Consider the following 14,835-nt stretch of genomic DNA (forward strand, 5'->3'; position numbering starts at 1 on the left):
GCAGCAACCGGTGGGTTGTGTGTTTCATAGGGTTACGGCGGTTATGGCGAAGGGGAAACACCCGGTTACATTCCGAACCCGGAAGTTAAGCTCTTCAGCGCCGATGGTACTGCACCGGGGACGGTGTGGGAGAGTAGGTCGCCGCCGGACAATCGTTATGTGAGGGGGAGGGGTCCGTCCCGTGAGGGGACGGGCTCCTCCCCCTCATTTTTTTTCGTGCGCGTGTGCGTGTGCGTGTGCGTGTGCGGGGGGCCGGCCGGGATGGTGGGGGGCTCTTCTTTTTTGGTTGTATGGGGTTCCGGGGGTTTGCGGGCCCCCCTTTTTTTGTGTGTCAGGGGGGTCCGGGGGCGGGCCCCCCTTTTTTTGTGCGGGTGCGGGTGCGGGAGGGGCGGTGCAGGGCTCTCTTTTTCGTGTGGGCGAGGGAAGAGTGCGCAGGGTCCTTTGCGCGTATGCGAGGGATTCCGCCGGGCATCTTCTTGGCGCGCGGAGGAGGTCGGGCCCCTCCTTGGTGTGTGGAGGATGTGTGGAGGAGAGGTGCGCAGGTTCGGCTCCTTCCTGCTGTGCTCTGCCGTTCTTCGCGCTCCCGCCGCTCACTGACCCGCCGCTCACTGGCCCAGCGCCATGGGGGCAGCGGAAGACGCCTCGGGCTGTGCCCACCGGGCCCTGGGTGCCCTGGGCGGTGCTGAACGTCCACTGGTGATCACCAACGGCCGCAGCCCGGGTCTTCCCGGGTGGACCTTTGATGTCGGTGGCTTCTGCTGGGATGAGTGCTACATGACCTATGCCGAGGAGTGCTGCGTGGACCGTACTGTCAGGGGGCCGTTCCTGAAGTGCTGGGCTGTCGGCAGGCCGGCGACTTCGGTGGTGAGGTGTGCGGCACCGGCGAGCCCAGGTGGTTGCGTAGCCCTGATCCATCGCGGGCAGAGATCGACGAAAGGCCGCCGACGAGACAGTCCTCTTCAGATCTCCCCGACGGCCGCTCTGGGGACCGCCCGGCTGATCGCGCCGGGGCGGGACCGAGACTTTCGCCATACGATGCGGCCGACCACCCGTGGTCAGGCGCTCAGTGTCCTTCCCCCTCCTCTGCCTCCAGGTCGAGGAGGGAATTGTCCGTCTGGGGGCCTCATGCTCGTGTACCGGTATACGTATGGCCGCCGGCCAGGGTTTCCCGGTGTCCGCTCACGGCGGCCTTTGACGGGATGGGGTTCCCGGCCTGTGGAGGAAGCTCACAGGGATCGATTCGGTTTGTCACTCCGAAGTCACTGGGCCGGTTCAGCCTTCAAGGAACTGGACCGGTTCAGGGCCATGGAGCTGACGGGGCTCTTCTTGTATTCACAGCGATTTTCTTCGAGCTTGTTGGGCTCTTTCCTCCATTTACGGATGTTTAGGCATGTGGTGTCCGGTTAGACGTGTAGCGTGCCCGAGAACACTGTGACAGCGCGGCCCGCGAGCTCCACCCGGTCGCCTCGAACCGTCGTGCGAATCGACCCTCCGCGTCGGGAGAGCTGGGTTCCGACCAGCGTGTCGGAGCCGAGCTTGGCCGACCAGTACGGTGCCAGAGCGCAGTGCGCGGAGCCGGTCACCGGGTCCTCTGGAACCCCACCTTGAGGTGCGAAGAACCGGGACACGTAGTCGGCGTCGGACTGCGACGCGCGAGCCGTCACGATGGTCGCCCGCGCGTCGGCGGCCTCCAGGGCCCGGAAGTCGGGGGACACGGCGAGCACCTCGTCCTCGGACTCGACTTCGACCAGGTAGTCGCGAACGTTTTTTCCCACCCAAACAGGTCGGACGGCCAGTGCTTCGATCAACCCCTCCGGAGGAGCGGTCTCTTGGAGTGCTTTTGCCGGGAAATCCATGGTGATTAACCCGTATTTGTCCTTGGCTACAGACAAGATTCCACTCTTCGTGGAGAATTCGAGGGTTTCTGATGCCGTTCCTGTGGAATACAGCACATGCGCCGTAGCCAGGGTCGCATGTCCGCACAGGATGACCTCGGTCGTCGGCGTGAACCACCGGAGCGAGTGCGGCTCGCCGACTCCTCCCTTGAGCAGGAAGGCTGTCTCGGAGTGCCGCATCTCCGCCGCAAGGGACTGCATCCAGGCATCGGGAGCCGGTTCGTCGAGTATGCAGACGCCAGCAGGGTTACCCTTGAAAAATTCGTCGGTAAACGAATCGACCGTGTAGATCCGCATGAGGCGATGGTAGTCGCAGCGGAGATATCGGTTGAAGACGGGCCGAGGGATCGGGCAAAGTCGTGGATCAAGCAAACCAGTGCGGTAGTCGTACAAAGTGGAAATAAGCGCTGGGCGTGTCGCATGGCGAACTCCGGATCGTCGGTTACCGTCCAAGGTGTAGGGACAGGCCGGTGCGGCGTGGTCCTGAGGAAAGGACGAGCCGATGGGGGCAGTGCGTAAGGTAGCCAGCTACCTTGGCCTGGGCGAGGCAGAGCAGTATGACGAGCCTTACGACTACGAGGATGAGGTCGAGGTCGAGGACGACGACTGGGAGTCTGCCTCCGAGCGTGCGGCCAAGCGCTGGGGTGCGGTGAGCGAACCGTCGAGGATCGTGATGCTGGCGCCGCTGAAGTACAACGACGCACCGGTTATCGGGCAACACTTCCGAGAAGGACAGACCGTCATCATGGATGTCAGCGGGATGAGCACCGCTGAGGCCACGCGGATGGTCGACTTCGTCGCGGGCTTGGCGTACGGCTGCGAGGGGCGTATCGAGCGGATCGCCGAGAAGGTCTTCCTGCTGGCCCCCGCCGAGGTGGAGATCACCAACGGCTGACCCGCGTGTCGCACAGCCGGCGCTTCACGGGTCCTGAGATCGGGGACATGGCGTCATGCCGCGCCGCATACCGTGCCGCGCCGCATACCGTGCCACGTTGCGCACCGTCCCACGCCCTGCGGCAGAGTTCTTCGCCCCGGTCTTCTCACCGGGACCGGGAGTCTCTCGCCGGGGCCGGGATCGTCTCACTCGGACTGGGGCCGGGGTCGCCTCGCCAGGGCTGGGGGCATCGCCGGGGCCGGGAGCACCACCGTTTCCGGATCACGCGGCGGCGCCATCCGGCGCTATCCGGCGCGAGGACCTCTACGGAGTAGACGGATGAGTTCGGCCAGGTCCGTCTTGGCGCGCTGAGCGCGTTCCTCGGACTCACGGGCATACTCGTGCAGGGCCCAGACGGCGCTCTGGGCCGTCTCGCGGAGCTCGGAGAGCTGGGCGGCCACGTATTCGGCATCCGCCCGCTCGCGTCTGCGTCGCTGCCACAGCCGGTAGCCGCCGCCGGCGGCCGGAAGCAGAGCGAGGGCGGCCAGGGCGGCGGACGGAGGCGTTGGTACGACGAGGGCGGCCACGAGAGCCACCGCGGTGAGAACGAACAGCGCGTAGACGTCCCAGGGCCGTCCGCGGACCGGCATTCCCTCGGAGGTGACGTGCGCTTCGGCGTCGGCCAGCGACTCGGGGTCGGGGCCTTCGGGGTGGAGCGTCACGCGGTGACCGAGGATCGGCACGGCGACCGCCTCGGGTGGTTCGACGTGGGTGGCCCGCTCCAGGTTCTCGGCCGCTTCCCGCACGATCGGCGCGGCCACGTGCAACGCGATCGCCGCCAGGTGAGGATGCGAGCCGGGTCTCAGGTCGCTGAGGAGATACCCGGTGAGCGGCTTCGCGGGCGCCTCCGAGGCATCGGCCGTACTGATCAGTCGGCGGAGCACGGCCAGCGGTTCGTCCTCGCTCCACACGACGGTCGCCTCACCCGAATGGTCGGCCTGCGCGGCGGCGAGGCCCGCGAGCCCACCGGGCAGTTCGTCCGGTGCGTCGAGCAGTCCGTCCGGTGCGTCGGAGCCGGTGGACGCTCTCCTCAGGTGGTCTCGCCTGTCCGCCGCGCCACCGGCGCGGTCACCACGCCTGTTCTCACCGGCCGAGGTGATCTCGGCGCAACGGTCGCGCAGCTGGGCCAGCCGGGCTGCGGCGCGTACGGGGTCGGCCAGCTCGGGAAGCCCGGCGAGGTCGGGGAAGCCGGCCAGGGACGGTGACACGGCCACCGACGGTTCGGCGGGGGTCAGCGCGTTCAACCAGCGGTCCGGCTCGGAGGCGGGCGATGCCGACACCGCGTCGAGCTTGCGGAGCACGAAGATCTTGCCGACGGGGCCGTACGCACCCCTGGCTGCGGCGAGCCAGAGCGCACGCTGGCCGTGGGTCACCGGACGGTCGAGGGAGAGGTCGCCGAAGGCGGTGCCCAGCCACGAGGCGTGGATCCGGTCGCCCTGGCCGGAGACCGCGAGGGCGAGGCAGAGGAAGAGCGCGGTGCGCCGTTCGTCACACTGGGCGGCACGGCCGAGAGCGTCGAGGGCGTCCTCGCCGCGGGTGAGCAGCGTCAGAGCCTCGACGGCGGGAGCCAGCCAGTGGCCGGGGACATCGGTGAGAGCCGCGGGTGGCACGGAGAGGACGGAGCCGGCGGCCAACTCGGCCAGGAGAGCCTCCGCGTAACGGTGCAACTCCATCTCAACGTGCGGATTCGCGGTCAGGTCCATGCTCAAGGCAGAGAACTCCCCGAAGTTGTGACCGATGACCGCGCCAGCGTAGTGCGCTTCGGACATCCCCGCTGGGAGGCGCGCCGAATACGACTTTGCCGGATGATCGCCTTGGTTTACGGAAACAAGGCGATCATCCGGGCGGTAGGTTACATGCGTTCAGGCGCTTGGACGCCGAGAAGCCCCAAACCGGTCTCCAGCACCTTCAGGGTGAGCGCGCACAGAGCCAGCCGTGAGGCCCGGACAGCCGGGGCGACGTCGTCCTTGAGCACCGGGCAGTTCTCGAAGAACGTGGTGAAGGCGCTCGCCGTCTCGAAGAGGTAGGAGGCGAGCTTGTGCGGCGTGGAGTTCTCCGCCACCTCGTTCACGGTGGCGCCGAACCCGAGCAGTCGCAGGGCCAGAGCGCGCTCCGCCGGATGGCCGAGGACGACCGGACCGGCCGCCTCCGCCGGGGAGAGGCCGCCCCTGCGGAAGATGGAACGGATGCGGGCCTGGGCGTACTGCAGGTAGGGGCCGGTGTTGCCGGTCAGGGCGAGCATGCGGTCGAAGTCGAAGACGTACTCGCTGTCGTGGCTGACGGACAGGTCGGCGTACTTGACCGCACCCATGCCGACGGCGTGGGCGATGCCGGCGCGCTCTTCTTCCGCGTAGTCGCGATCTTCGATCACCGCCGCGGCTCTGGTCTCGGCCTCGGTGAGGAGATCGAGGAGCTTGACGGACTCGCCGCTCCGGGTCTTGAACATCTTGCCGTCAGCGCCCAGCACGCTGCCGATCTGGACGTGCTCGGCCCTGACGTGGTCGGGCAGCCAGCCTGCCAGCCGGGCCGAGTCGAACAGCATCGACATGTGCAGCGACTGGGTGACGCCGATCACGTAGATGATCCGGTCGGCCTTGAGGTCGTCGACCCGGTAGCGGATCGTGGCCATGTCGGTGGTGGCGTAGCCGTACCCGCCGTCGCTCTTGCGGATCATGAAGGGGAGCGGCTGGCCTTCACGCCCGGTGTAGCCGGGCGGGAAGACGCACAGCGCGCCGTCGCTGAGGACGGCGATGCCGCGCTCCTGGAGCTCGTCGCAGACCTGGGCGAGCATGGCGTTGTACATGCTCTCGCCGGCGATGTCGTCGTCGGTCAGCGTCACTTCGAGCTGGGTGTAGACCTTGTTGAAGTAGCGGACCGTGGCGTTCATGAAGATGTGCCACAGGCGCATGGTCTCGGGCTCTTCGGCCTGGAGGGTGACCACCCGAGCCCGGGCGCGCTTGTTGAACTCCGGGTCCGTGTCGAACTTCGAGCGAGCGGCCTGGTAGTAGGCGTTGCCCTCGCCGGCCTCCAGTTGGGCGACGGCCGCCTCCTCGCCGATGTCGAGCAGGTGCTCGATGAGCATGCCGAACGGCGTGCCCCAGTCGCCCAGGTGGTTCTGCCGGATGACCTTGTTGCCCAGGTGCTCGTGGATCCGGGCGAGGGCGTCGCCGACGATGGTCGTGCGCAGGTGGCCGACGTGCATCTCCTTGGCCGCGTTGGGTGCGGAGTAGTCGATCACAATGGTCTGCGGCGGGGCGGACAGGCCGACGCCGGTGCGCGGGTCGGTCAGCGTCTCGGCGGCCCGGGCGGCGATCCAGTCGTCGGAGAGCGTCAGATTGAGGAAGCCGGGACCGCTGACCTCGACCGTGCCGGGGAACGGCTCAGCGCCGTCGGCCGGGCCGGTGAGCCGGTCGGCGATCTCCTGGGCGACCTCCCGCGGCGCCCGTCGCAGTCGCTTGCTCAGGCTCATCGCCACGTTCGCCTGGTAGTCGGCGAACTGGGACGGACGGATCAGCGGGTCTGCGTCGGAGTACTCCGGGCCGAAGGCCGCGGCCAGCGCCTGCTGGACGCGCTCGGTGAGTACGAACTGCGGGTCGGTCATGGTCTAAGGGTATCGGCTGGACATTCCTGAACCGGCGGCTTATCCGGGGGCGTGCGATTGTGAAGAGGGTCGCCAGGGGAAGACGCGGGTGAAGGCGTGAGGACGTCTCAGCGGGGAGATGCGGGCGGCTCACCATGGGAGGCTCCGGCGCCTTGCCGGGGAGGTACCGGCGTCTCAGCGGGGAGGTGCGGGCGGCTCACCACGGGAGGTGCGGGCGGCGCGCCGGGGCGAGACGTTCGCCGATGCGGGTGACCACCCCGTGGGCGGACAGCCTGGCTGCGAGCAGGCAGGCGGCGCTGACACCCTTGGCACGGGCGGCGCCGTGCGCGATGACCACGGTGCCGTTCAGGCCGAGTAGCACGGCTCCGCCGTGAGCCTCGGGGTCGAGCCGCCGATGGAGCTCCCTGATACGCCGTCTCTGCAGCAGGCCACCCACCCTGGCCGTACGGCTCTCCATGATCGTCTCGTGCAGTTCGGCGAAGGCGAAGCGGACGCTGCCCTCCATGGTCTTGAGTGCCACATTGCCGGTGAAACCATCGGCGACGATGACGTCGACGGCCCCGCTGAGCAGGTCGTGCCCCTCCACGTTGCCGGCGAAGTCGAGGCCGGGAGCGGCCGAGAGCAGCTCGTGAGCACGCTTGACGATCTTGTTGCCCTTCTCTGGTTCGCTGCCGATGGTGAGCAGGCCGATCCGGGGGGCCTCGACATCGAGGGCGGTCTCCGCGTAGGCGGCGCCGAGGTGGGCGAACTGCACCAGCATCTCCGGTTTGACCTCGGCGTTCGCTCCCGCGTCGAGGAGGACGGTGGGGTGCGGCCGGGTCGGCAGGGCCACGGCGATGGCCGGTCGCAGCACGCCGTGCTGGCTGCGCAGCCTGAGTTTGCCGGTGGCGACGATCCCGGCGGTGGATCCGGCGGAGACGACGGCGCCGGCCTCGCCCCGGCGGACGAGGTGGCATGCCACGGCGATGCTGGAGCGGGGGCGTCGCAGGCTGGCGAGGGCGCCCGCGTCCATGGCCAGGGCCTCCTCGGCGCGGACGATGGGGATCTCGGTGGTCGCGTCGTGCTGCGCGAGCGCCTCGGCGAGGGGGCGGGGGGCACCGACGAGCACCACGGGGATCCCGTGCTCGCGCACCGCCTGTACGGCTCCCGCCACGATCTCGTCGGGAGCGTGGTCACCGCCCATCGCGTCCAGTGCGATCGGCAGGACGCCGGGGGCGTCTGTCTCGGGCAAGCGGTCACCTCATGCGGGATGTTTTGTCCGCATCGTAGGCGGGCTGCGGAGTGATCGTGCCGCCGGGGCGATCAGGGGTTGCTTGGGAGATTCCAGTCGGTTCTCTCCCGGGAGACGACGATCTTCCCGAAGGCGGCGCGGCCCACGACCCTGATGACGGGGGTGCCCTCGCCCCCCTGGCCGCCGGAGATGTGGCGCTTGGCGAACATTCCGCTGACCTCGTCGATCACATGGGCGCCTTCGGGCACCCGGATGATCAGCTTGCCGAAGTGAGCGCCGACCTCAAGAGTGATCTCGCGACCGGGGAGCACCGCCTCGGACAGGTCGACGATGAGCGCGCCGAAGGTCGCGCTGAGCCGGGTGTGTCGTCCGGCGAGCCAGCGTCCGCCTCGGACGACCTTGCTGAACAGGGCGCCGACCTCCTGCCGGTCGGTGGGGGAGGCCGCAGAGGTGGCGGTCACGTCGGGAAGGTCGCCGGTGATCGGGACGAGATCGCTCACGGTGACCGCGGCGTAGGTCGCGTCGAGGCGGTCGGCGTGCTCAAGGCTGGTCAGGCGGCCGGTGGCGAGTGCCTCGCCCAGTACGGCGGCCACCCGGTCACGGTCGGCGTCGGACGCCCGCAGGGCGGAGCCGGGTGCAAGGGCGGGCACCCGCGAGGCGGCGTGCCGAGAGGCCGGTGGCGAGGAGTCCTGAGGGCTCATAGGGCGAGTGTACGACTATTCAAGATATATCTCGATACCTCCGACATGTTGTTCCACAGTGAACGGACTGCGATGCCGCCTGTCCCCGCCGGGCGGGTCGTGTCCGGGGCCGGTGCCGCGATCCGGCCCGTGGGCACCGGCTCCTGGAGAGAGCCACGGCGGGCGTTCACGCCTTCGGACGGCCGGCGGACCGGGAAGGCGGTTCGAAGACGGTTCGAAGACGGCCACCCTGCGACTCGGCTGACCCGCCGGGTCAAGCGAGCATCCGGCGGATGGAAAATCCGGTGCCTGGACCATCGGGTTTTCTTTTCTCTCCCTTCTCCGCAGGGTGTCCTGCGCCGAACGGACACGGCTCCCGGCGGTTGAGGCATTCGTCATATAAAGCGGAAAATTTCGCGGGTATTTGTTACCTTATTTCGGTTTTCCTGGCCGAGGTGGATGGGCCGTTGTGCCTGGTCGGCACGTCCGTGCCGGGGCTACAGGCCGGGCTGCCGGAGGCGACCGGACTTCACGGTTCGGGTTGGGAGCCGGTGGCGGTGGTGGTACAAATGCCGGAGTGACTTCCGGCGGGGCTTTTTGAAAACCCGCACCTCGCCCCGCCGGTGATCCGGGTGACGGGCTCGCGGTCTCCACGCGTTCGGCGAAAACGTGCGGGTCCATGACGACATCTCCCCACCGGTGAGCGTGGCCACCGCGGGGAGCACCCCGACTGTCACCGGCGCCGTCGCCTCCGTGGCCGATGACGAGGACCGGTGACCGAGATCGCCGCCGGGTGACTCCGGTGGCGGGAGGGACCGGGCGGCCGCCGCGGCGGGTGGGGGCCGCCCGGTCACGGCACAGAGAAACCGGCCGGTGCTCACCGGCCGGTTTCTCCACTTCAGCGACTCGGGCCCCGCACGGAGGTGCGACGGGCGATCTCTGCCTGAAGCCTCGCCATCTGCCAGTGCAACTCGATGAGCTGCTCGGTGAGCTGGAGACGAGGAACCTCCGATGGGTCCTCAACGGCCAGGTGGTCGATCGCGGCTGACAGCTCTCGCATCGCGCGCCCCCACTCCATGACGGCTTCCTCAGATCGAAACAACGTTCGAATCATATCGGAACACCGAACTCCCTGTCAGTCACTCACCCCGCGCGTCCCACTCCCGCCAGAAGGGCCCGTGAAGGCGTGAAGCGCCCGTGAGGACGCGCCGGCGACTGGACTGAGGAGCGAAGGAGCGCAGCGGATGAGCGACGAGGGAAGGAGCCGGGTCGGAGCGTCCGAACCGCGACGCGCAGCGTCGCCGTCGAGCACAGCGCGACGAGGGAAGGAGCCGGGTCGGAGCGTCTGAACCGCGACGCGCCGGCGTCGCCGTCGAGCACAGCGTCGCCATCGAGCACAGCGCCGCCATCAACACGGCGCCGCCATCGACACGGCTCAGCTTTCGTACTCGGGCACGATGTAGCCGCGGGCCAGGGTGTGAGCGGTGATGTTGAAGCCCACCACGGCGGGTGAGCCGTCGGCATCGACGCCGAGTTTCTCCACGTCGAGGGCGTGCACCGCGAAGATGTAGCGGTGCGGGTGGCCGGGGGGCGGGGCGGCGCCGCCGTAGGCGTTGGTGCCGTAGTCGTTGCGGCCGTGCACCCCCGGGCCGGCACCGGCCGCACCGGCGCCGGCGGGCAGCTCGGTCACGTCCGCGGGAATGTCGAACAGCAGCCAGTGCCAGAACCCGCTGCCGGTGGGGGCGTCGGGGTCGAAGCACGTGACGGCGTAGCTGAGGGTCCCGTCGGGGGCGCCGGACCAGCGCAGGTGGGGTGAGACGTTCTGGCCGCTCGCACCCCAGCCGTCGAACACGTGTCGCTCGGACAGGCGCTCGCCGTCGCGGACGTCGTCGCTTTCGACGGTCAGCGCCGGGACCTGGGGCAGGAAGTCATATGGGATCGGTGGCTGTGAGGACACGATTCACCTCCGATGAGGAGCGTCTTGTCGGTCGCCCCTCATCTTGCCCTGCGATCAGCCCTTGTTGTAGGCGGCGAGCACGGTCTTCGGGTCGCCGTCCATTTTGATCTTGCCCTTGTGCAGCCAGATGACCCGGTTGCAGGTCTCCTCGATCACGTCGAGGTTGTGCGCGACGAGGAAGACCGTGCCCGCCTCCTCGCGCATCTTCTTGATGCGATCCTGGCTCTTGCGCCGGAACTCGCGGTCGCCGGTGGCCAGGGCCTCGTCGATGAGCAGCACGTCGTGGGACTTGGCGGAGGCGATGGCGAAGCGGAGCCGGGCGCCCATGCCCGAGGAGTAGGTCGACATGGGGAACTGCACGAACTCCCCGATGCCGGAGAAGTCGACAATGTCGTCATACTTCTGCTTGACCTGGCTGGGGTTCATGCCCATCGCGTAGCAGCCGAGCACGATGTTGCGCTCGCCGGTGAGCTCGCGCATCAGCGCGGCGTTCACGCCGAGCAGAGAGGGCTGGCCGTCGGTGTAGACCGCGCCGGAGTGCGGGGGCAGCAGACCGGCGATGGCCCGCAGCAGGGTGGACTTGCCGGAGCCGTTGCGGCCGACGAGGCCGATGGCGTCGCCGTGGCGGGCCACGAAGGACACCCCGCGAACGGCGTGGATCTCCTTCATCTGCGGGCGTCCCTGGCGCTTGAGGAGGCGCATGAGGGCGTTGGCGGCGTTGCCCTTCTCCGCCTCGGTGGCCGCGCCGTAGACCCGGTAGATGATGTGCAGGTCGTCGACGATGACCGTGGGAGTGCCCTCACGGCTGTCGTGGGGCCGGGCGGGTTCCGGGGCGGGGTGAACCTTCACGTCCGCACCGGAGGCGGTGGGCTCCTCAGCCTTCACTCGGGACTGCTCCTCGGTCAACTCAGCCACGGCCGTACTTCTCCTCGGCTCGCCAGAAGTACCAGAAGCCGCCGAGCAGAGCGAACACTGCCCAGAATACGCAGACCGCCCAGATGTACGGCTGGGGCCTGTGGGTTTGCATGAGCAGATCGCGCATGAGCTCGATGTACGCGGCGGCCGGGTTGAAGTACATGATGTCGGCGACCCACTGGGGCAGCCCGGCGCCGCTGGTGCCCGACACCTTGTCGCCGATGGAGAAGAAGACGCCGGAGGCGTAAAGCCAGGTGCGCATGATGAAGGGCAGCAGCTGGTTCAGGTCGCGGGCGGAGGCGCCCACCCGGGCCAGGACCAGGCTGGCGCCGATGTTGAACATCGTCTGCAGCAGCAGGGCGACCGGGATCAGCAGCCAGAGCAGCGTGGGCGTCTCGCCGGTGACGAGCACCAGCCCGATCAGCACGCCCATGGAGATCAGGAGCTGCTGGAGCTCCTGGATCGTGTACGCGAGCGGGAGCGCCGCGCGGGGGAAGTGCAGAGCGCGGATCAGCGACAGGTTGCCGGAGATCGACTTGGCGCCGCTGCTCACCGAGCGCTGGGTGTAGGTGAAGACGAACATCCCGGTGATGAGAAACGCGGGGTAGTTCGTGATCCCCTTGTCCGCGCCAAGGATCAGGCCGAACATCAGCCAGTAGATCGCGGCGTTCATCAGCGGCGTCAGGACCTGCCAGAGCTGGCCCAGGGCTGAGTTGCTGTACTTCGAGACGTTTCGCGATGTGGCGTACGTCGTGATGAAGTGCCGTCGTTCCCACAGTTGGCGCAGGTAGACGGGCAGACTGGGGCGTGCGATGGCACGCCGAAGTCCGTAACGCTCGGCGAGCTTGGCCAGCGGCTCCTGCCCCGGTGTGGGGGTGCCGTTCTTCGGGCCGCCCGCCTGGGCGTCCGCGGTCGCGGATTCCGGCTGGCTCATGGCAAGGACTCTATTGGATGCGAGTGGATGGAGTGCTTACGGCGGTGACCCGCCGCACACATTGGACGGGATCTCCAGTGAAGAGGTTCCAGGGCAATTGTGCGGTTCGCCTGCGAGCCACCGGCTCCCTTGCGACCCGGTCAACGGTAGCCCAGGTCCAGGTCGTCTGTGGGCAACGGATGAGGGCACTGTCCGTTCGAGGGTGTTTTGGTGTGACCGTTTGTGCATTATGTGTGGCTCGATGTCGCACTTATGAGCAGGTGAAGCTCCAGTTCAGCCGGGCTGGCGGACGCATGGCGCCGGGAGGGGCCGTGCGTGACCGAACCGCGACTGGCGCAACGGTGATAAAGGCCGGCCGCGCGGAACTATGTCGACGCGTGGGACCACGCCGCCGACCGGGGGAACGCGCAGGGGGCCCAACGGCTTCTTCAGCCGGTCGGCGGCTGGGCCGACCTCGACCCGGGCGAGGGCCGCTTCGTCTGCGCCAAGGGGGCGAGGCGGACGCCGGCGTCGCCTGCATCGGCTTCCCGATGCGGTACGACGAGACGTACGCGGACGTGAGGGTCCGCGAGGCCGTCTCCATGGCCATTGATCGCGAGACGGTCGCCGAGACCGTCTTCTCCGGTATCCGGGCCCCGGCCGATGACATCCTGATCAGGGAACCGCCGTACATCCCGGTGTACTTCCACCGGACCGACGCCGCGTCCTCCCCGAACGTCACGGGCGTCACGGGCGTCAAAGGTGTCATGATCAACCTGCTCGACCGGGTCGGGTGGGAGAAGAAGGTCGAGAAGGTCGGCTGACCGGCTCCGGCCGGGGCTGCGGGCGGAGCGCCGCCCGTGGCCGGAGCCGGCGCGCTCCGGAACGTGAAAGGCCCCCCACGCGCGTGGGGGGCCTTTCACGTTCGCCACGGATCAGCTGTTCTCGTCACTCACAGTCGCTGACGACGGCCTCGACGCAGCCGCCCGACACGACGGTCGAGGAGACCGGCGGGTAGTGGACGACATTGCTGCTGACCGTGGTGCGGACGGTGCGGACGGACGGGTACGAGACGACGGTGGTGCGGACCGCGGGACGCGAGACCACCGGGGCGACGACCACCGGGCGGACCGGACGCACGACCACCGGGCGGACGGGACGCACGACCACGGCACCCCCGCCGCAGACGTCGTACGAGACACCCGCGCCGCAGGTCACGACGCCACCGCCGCCGCAGACGCCGTGCGAGACGCCCACGCCGCAGGCACCGTAGGAGGCGCGGTAGGAGCCGCCGCCGCAGACGCCGTAGGAGCCGCCGCCGCAGACGCCGTACGAGCCGCCGTGGCTGGAGTGGTAGGAGCCACTGGAGTGGTAGGAGCCCCCGACGTGGTAGGAGCCCTTGACGTTGCGGGCGCCGCCCAGCAGGCCGCCCAGCAGGCCGCGGCCGGCCTCGGCGCCGCCGACCAGGTCGTCCAGCAGGCCAGTCCCCGGGTTGTGGCCCTCGATCGCGTTGCTCAGCAGGTTGGAGATGGGGTCGCTGTCGGCGGACGCGGTGGTGACCGAGCCCACGACGGCGAGGCCGGCGATGGCTGAGACGGCGAGAATGCGACGGATCATGTTTCTGTCTCCCCCGAAGGACGTGGATAGGCGCATCGACTGTGCCTTCCGTGATCGAAAGACTACGCAGAGTCGCAACAAGTATGGAGGGAAGACGGGCGCCGGGAGGCTCTCACGGGTCTGGGGTCCGTCAAGTCATGGTGATGATGACGGAACCTCGGGCGGCCGTTCCCCGGGTGACGGCAAACCCGGCCCGGCGGATCCGGGGACGGGGGCGACGGCGGCGCGGGAACCGCCGCCCGCCAGGACTGGCGGGAGGTCACGGCACGAGTGAGAGCCGTACGTGGGCTCCGGGGGGCAGGCCCAGCAGTTGGGAGGCGTCGCCCGTGTGGACCGCCAGCGCGATGAGCCCGGCCGAGTCGACGAACGCCACGATCTCTCCCGGCTGCACCGCCGTGAAGGTCTCCCTGAACGGCACCGAGACCCGGCGCCGCCCCAGCGAGAGCACCAGCGTGTCTCCGGAGGTGATGCCCAGCATCACCAGGTCGGCCGAGCTGATCGACAGCTGGGCGTTGCCGTGGCGGTCGACCGACAGCACCTCGCCCTCGACTCCGCCGCCGTGGACCAGCGTGGTCGGCTCGGGGAACGAGACCAGCCGTTCCACCCGGATCTCGGGCCCGAGATCGGCTGGAGCACGCCCGGTGGCCAGATGGGCCGCGACGGGTGCGAACAGGTCACGGCCGTGGAAGGTCGGCAGGACCGGCTGAAGGAAGAACTCCTGGTTGGAGACCTCGTAGGCCGCCCGCGCGCCTCCCGCGGCGTGGATCGCCCAGGAGAGCAGCCCGTTGTCCGGGCCCAGGAGCAGGTTGTCGCCGGCCTCGACCACCACGGCCCGGTGCGAGCCGGCCCCCGGATCCACCATGGCGACGTGCACACCGGCGGGCAGGTAGGTGATCGTCTGTGCGAGGATCGCCGCCCCGCGCCGCACGTCTCCCGAAGGGACCAGATGGCACACGTCGATGATCCGCGACTGCGGAGAGATGCCGAGGATGACACCGTGGCAGGCGGCGACGTAGCCGTCTTCCAGTCCGTAGTCGGTGAGAAGGCTGATGACAGAGGTCACACTTGGTGACTGTACGTCTCCGAATCCGT

At 68.6% G+C, this 14,835-nt stretch carries 13 protein-coding genes and 1 rRNA gene; 3 read left to right on the forward strand and 11 right to left on the reverse strand.

The window, feature by feature from the left end; genetic code table 11:
- Nucleotides 1-33 precede the first annotated feature (33 nt).
- Nucleotides 34-150: ribosomal RNA gene (gene rrf, locus F4562_RS19220) — 5S ribosomal RNA — on the forward strand.
- Between the two features lie 1,253 nt (nt 151-1,403).
- Here the strand turns inward: rrf and F4562_RS19225 are convergent.
- Nucleotides 1,404-2,192: a PhzF family protein gene (locus F4562_RS19225; protein ID WP_184547358.1), complete on the reverse strand. Its 789-nt coding sequence runs from the start codon at nt 2,190-2,192 to the stop codon at nt 1,404-1,406.
- 205 nt (nt 2,193-2,397) lie between these two features.
- Here F4562_RS19225 and F4562_RS19230 point away from each other — a divergent pair, with 205 nt between their 5' ends.
- Nucleotides 2,398-2,790, forward strand: a complete 393-nt coding sequence (locus tag F4562_RS19230) for a cell division protein SepF (RefSeq protein ID WP_184547356.1) — start codon at nt 2,398-2,400, stop codon at nt 2,788-2,790.
- 284 nt (nt 2,791-3,074) lie between these two features.
- Here F4562_RS19230 and F4562_RS19235 read toward each other — a convergent pair whose 3' ends face one another.
- From F4562_RS19235 to F4562_RS19270, 8 genes are all read right to left on the reverse strand, one after another.
- The gene (locus tag F4562_RS19235) at nt 3,075-4,532 is read right to left on the reverse strand and encodes a hypothetical protein (RefSeq protein WP_246474170.1); all 1,458 of its coding nucleotides are present in this window, start codon (nt 4,530-4,532) and stop codon (nt 3,075-3,077) included.
- 149 nt (nt 4,533-4,681) lie between these two features.
- Nucleotides 4,682-6,430, reverse strand: coding sequence for an arginine--tRNA ligase (gene argS, locus F4562_RS19240; RefSeq protein WP_184547354.1), 1,749 nt, complete (start codon nt 6,428-6,430; stop codon nt 4,682-4,684).
- Nucleotides 6,431-6,626: 196 nt separating this feature from the next.
- A complete protein-coding gene (gene plsX / locus F4562_RS19245) occupies nt 6,627-7,661 on the reverse strand; it encodes a phosphate acyltransferase PlsX (RefSeq protein WP_260316351.1) in 1,035 nt (344 codons plus the stop codon).
- A gap of 71 nt (nt 7,662-7,732) precedes the next feature.
- Nucleotides 7,733-8,362: a DUF1707 SHOCT-like domain-containing protein gene (locus F4562_RS19250; RefSeq protein ID WP_184547352.1), complete on the reverse strand. Its 630-nt coding sequence runs from the start codon at nt 8,360-8,362 to the stop codon at nt 7,733-7,735.
- Nucleotides 8,363-9,239: 877 nt separating this feature from the next.
- Entirely contained in the window at nt 9,240-9,401 is a 162-nt protein-coding gene (locus tag F4562_RS19255; protein ID WP_246473483.1) for a hypothetical protein, read from the reverse strand.
- A 375-nt stretch (nt 9,402-9,776) separates the two neighbouring features.
- Complete coding sequence (locus tag F4562_RS19260; protein WP_311734262.1) at nt 9,777-10,298, reverse strand: YbhB/YbcL family Raf kinase inhibitor-like protein; 522 nt, start codon at nt 10,296-10,298, stop codon at nt 9,777-9,779.
- 54 nt (nt 10,299-10,352) lie between these two features.
- Nucleotides 10,353-11,213, reverse strand: coding sequence for an ABC transporter ATP-binding protein (locus F4562_RS19265; RefSeq protein ID WP_184547348.1), 861 nt, complete (start codon nt 11,211-11,213; stop codon nt 10,353-10,355).
- Nucleotides 11,206-12,147 carry an ABC transporter permease gene (locus F4562_RS19270; protein ID WP_184547346.1) on the reverse strand — a complete coding sequence of 314 codons (942 nt, stop codon included), beginning with the start codon at nt 12,145-12,147 and terminating at the stop codon, nt 11,206-11,208. Before F4562_RS19270 ends, F4562_RS19265 begins: the two co-directional genes overlap by 8 nt.
- A 530-nt stretch (nt 12,148-12,677) precedes the next feature.
- Between F4562_RS19270 and F4562_RS19275 the strand changes: the two genes are divergently transcribed.
- A complete protein-coding gene (locus F4562_RS19275; protein WP_184547344.1) occupies nt 12,678-12,950 on the forward strand; it encodes a hypothetical protein in 273 nt (90 codons plus the stop codon).
- A 124-nt stretch (nt 12,951-13,074) separates the two neighbouring features.
- On the opposite strand, the gene F4562_RS19280 is transcribed toward F4562_RS19275, so the two are convergent.
- Nucleotides 13,075-13,743 (reverse strand): hypothetical protein, encoded by a 669-nt coding sequence (locus tag F4562_RS19280; protein WP_184547342.1) that lies wholly within the window; start codon nt 13,741-13,743, stop codon nt 13,075-13,077.
- 259 nt (nt 13,744-14,002) lie between these two features.
- Nucleotides 14,003-14,806, reverse strand: coding sequence for an SAM hydrolase/SAM-dependent halogenase family protein (locus F4562_RS19285; RefSeq protein ID WP_184547340.1), 804 nt, complete (start codon nt 14,804-14,806; stop codon nt 14,003-14,005).
- Nucleotides 14,807-14,835 lie beyond the last annotated feature (29 nt).

The organism is Streptosporangium becharense, from assembly GCF_014204985.1.
Taxonomy (GTDB): domain Bacteria; phylum Actinomycetota; class Actinomycetes; order Streptosporangiales; family Streptosporangiaceae; genus Streptosporangium; species Streptosporangium becharense.

Excerpts from the sequence above, each read along its gene's own strand:
- F4562_RS19225 (WP_184547358.1), bottom strand. The coding sequence starts at position 2,192 with ATGCGGATCTACACGGTCGATTCGTTTACCGACGAATTTTTCAAGGGT.
- F4562_RS19230 (WP_184547356.1), top strand. The coding sequence starts at position 2,398 with ATGGGGGCAGTGCGTAAGGTAGCCAGCTACCTTGGCCTGGGCGAGGCA.
- F4562_RS19235 (WP_246474170.1), bottom strand. The coding sequence starts at position 4,532 with ATGGACCTGACCGCGAATCCGCACGTTGAGATGGAGTTGCACCGTTAC.
- argS (WP_184547354.1), bottom strand. The coding sequence starts at position 6,430 with ATGACCGACCCGCAGTTCGTACTCACCGAGCGCGTCCAGCAGGCGCTG.
- F4562_RS19250 (WP_184547352.1), bottom strand. The coding sequence starts at position 8,362 with ATGAGCCCTCAGGACTCCTCGCCACCGGCCTCTCGGCACGCCGCCTCG.
- F4562_RS19255 (WP_246473483.1), bottom strand. The coding sequence starts at position 9,401 with ATGCGAGAGCTGTCAGCCGCGATCGACCACCTGGCCGTTGAGGACCCA.
- F4562_RS19270 (WP_184547346.1), bottom strand. The coding sequence starts at position 12,147 with ATGAGCCAGCCGGAATCCGCGACCGCGGACGCCCAGGCGGGCGGCCCG.
- F4562_RS19275 (WP_184547344.1), top strand. The coding sequence starts at position 12,678 with ATGCGGTACGACGAGACGTACGCGGACGTGAGGGTCCGCGAGGCCGTC.
- F4562_RS19280 (WP_184547342.1), bottom strand. The coding sequence starts at position 13,743 with ATGATCCGTCGCATTCTCGCCGTCTCAGCCATCGCCGGCCTCGCCGTC.